Consider the following 2,745-nt stretch of genomic DNA (forward strand, 5'->3'; position numbering starts at 1 on the left):
TTTCTTTATTTCCATGTAAAAGAGTTTTTAATAGTTCGCTAATTTAATTAAATTATTGTGTTAAATACAAGTCTTTTTGTTAATTAAGTAGATTTTTTTTAGAAATCTGATTAAAAAACAGTAATCCAATTAGTACACCAATAGAATTTGCAACCACATCTAAGTAATCTCCTGTTCTATAATTTGTTACTGTGCTTTGTAAAACTTCAATAATTATGCCAAAAATGATACAACTTAAAACAATAAAGTATTTATTTGTTTTTTTGCAAAGCGCCAATAACCAACAAATTGCCAAAGTAAAGTAGGCAAATGCATGTTGCCATTTGTCTGAGTGTGATATACCCACATCATATTTTGGCATTTTTATTAAACTTAAGTACACAATACAAAAAGTAACAAAAAAGGCAATAACAAGTATTTTACCCTTCAATAAGGTTTTTATATGCTTCAGCATCTAGTAGGTCGTCTATTTGAGAGCTGTCAGAAATTTCTAATTTTATCATCCAACCTTTATTATATGGGTCTGAGTTTACCAATTCTGGCTCATCCTCTAAAGCTTCGTTAAATTCTGTCACCTCTCCAGTTAATGGCATAAATAAATCAGAAACTGTTTTTACTGCTTCTACTGAACCAAACACATCACCTTCTTCTACAGTATCGTCTAAAGTATCTACATCTACATAAACAATATCACCTAACTCACCTTGTGCAAAGTCTGTAATACCTACTGTTGCTATGTTTCCTTCAATTTTAATCCACTCGTGGTCTTTTGTGTATTTTAATTCTGCTGGAATATTCATTCTTAATTTTATTTTTAATTGATTAGTTTCCTCCTAAATTATAGATAATGTTAAACCCACCATTTATTGCTTGTCTCGGAAAAGTGGTAGATATAGCATATCTAGATGTTTGATGATTATAGTAAAAAGAAGCTGTTAAACTACTGCTTAGTCTATAATCTGCCGTAAATTTAATAGAAAATAGTCTTTGCCCACCACTAATTTGGTTATTATCTTCATCTACAGCCCTAATTTGTGTTAAATTATCTCTTAAAGATACATCTGCTCTTAAGTTGATGTCTCCTTTTAAGGTAGTTTTCTTTCCTGTAAAGCGTGTATTTACTTTTACATCTTTAAACACGTAACCCATACCAAATATATACTCTGTACCTTTAATATCGGTTAAAGTACTGTTGTTAAAGTTCATGGTTAGCGTTCTGTCGCTTTTTACTTCTCCTCTTAGAGAGAAAGAGTTTTTCATTTTCATATCTACTTTTACTAAAGGCGAAAATTCGTCTACTAAGGTTGCAGAAGATATTAAAAGCTCTGGTTCGTAATTACCAGCTGAATTTATAGTTGTAGGGTTTGCACCATCAAATTGTAAGTTGTTAGTAAAACTAGAAATGGTATAAGAAGATTTATAACCGTGTGTAACTACAAAGTTGCTAAAGTTCTTTTTAAAGAAATCAAATTTCATTAATCCATTATAACGTAATGTCCAGTTGGGTATTGGTATATTTCTAAACAAACCAGTATCTACTTTGTCTGGGTTACTACCAGAATAAGCCGCCATAAATGCTGGTAACAATACTTGCTGACTGTTTTCTCCATAACCAGCAACTGGGTTTCCTGTCTCTGTTGCCAATCTTAATGCAATTGCTGCCCTATAACTTCTCATGGTATTAAACAAAGCATCACCATCTTTAAAAGCGGTACCAATCATAGAGTAACTTGTGCTAAAGTTACCTGTTTCAAAAGCAGGAGCGCTAAAGTCTAAAGCCCCATTTGTTGTTCCATTTTCAACAACATCTAATTGTTGCGATAAATCTCTAGTTTTTATTTTGTTACCTCTTACATCTATATTTAAATCTTTAAATGGTTTTACAGTAAATGTATAGTCTAGTTTGTTATAATGTGTTCTACTGTAGGTTTTGTTATAATAATCGTCTGAATTCGGATCTCTTGGGCCTACTAACCAACCATTTTCTAAAGCTTTTGTTCTAATATCTACTTGGCTACCAAAAGCAAAAGAAGTGGGTGCACCACCTAAAAAGCCAACATCTTCTGTATAACCAGGTAAAAACTGCCCATTGTTTTCTGAGTAACTTATTTTACCTTGTTTTACAGATGTTACTACATCGTAAACACCTTTTAAGATTTGTTTTCCTAAAGGTAATTTTTTCTTTTTATTGATTCTACCAGGCGCTGGAGGTAAGCCATTTCCTGGAATTCCTTTAGAGTTTCTACGTTGTGTTTTTGTCATTAATAGTTTTTCGAAACCTAGACCTTTATAGAAACGTTCGAACGTAAATGTGGTATTTAAGTTATGTGTATTTGCATTTTGTATTACGTTACCCACCAAATCTACATAAGGTACATCTATACCATTGATGTTAATTTCACTTTGTGCAGCAGCTTGCCAATCAAAATCTGCTGTGTATGCATAATCTGCTTTTATCCAACTTAAAAAAGGCAATTTATCTATAGGTAATTGGTAAGTACCATTTAATTTTTGATGATAATGATTTGCTCTACCTGTATTAAAAAACTCATCAAATATTTGAATATCATCTGAGTTACCAAAAGTATCGTAAATATAACTGTTTGTGGCGTTAAAATTTAGGGTGATAGCTTTCGTTAAATCGAAACCAATGGTATAATCCCAATCAAATAGAAACCTACGTTGTGTTAATTTTGGTTGATCTGATAAACCGGGTACTAAATTTCTAGATTGTTGTTCTGTGTA

Annotated in this window: 3 protein-coding genes; all 3 read right to left on the bottom strand. The window is 31.8% G+C overall.

What is annotated here, in order from left to right:
- Positions 1-79: 79 nt before the first annotated feature.
- Positions 80-430: a VanZ family protein gene (locus ACTG3S_RS08915; protein WP_439129009.1), complete on the bottom strand. Its 351-nt coding sequence runs from the start codon at positions 428-430 to the stop codon at positions 80-82.
- Entirely contained in the window at positions 420-800 is a 381-nt protein-coding gene (gcvH, locus tag ACTG3S_RS08920; protein WP_439129010.1) for a glycine cleavage system protein GcvH, read from the bottom strand. Before gcvH ends, ACTG3S_RS08915 begins: the two co-directional genes overlap by 11 nt.
- Positions 801-822: 22 nt before the next feature.
- Positions 823-2,745, bottom strand: a 1,923-nt coding sequence (gene sprA / locus ACTG3S_RS08925; RefSeq protein ID WP_439129011.1) for a cell surface protein SprA, incomplete at its 5' end; no start/stop codon positions are given.

This window comes from Polaribacter sp. (assembly GCF_965656025.1).
Classification (GTDB): domain Bacteria; phylum Bacteroidota; class Bacteroidia; order Flavobacteriales; family Flavobacteriaceae; genus Polaribacter.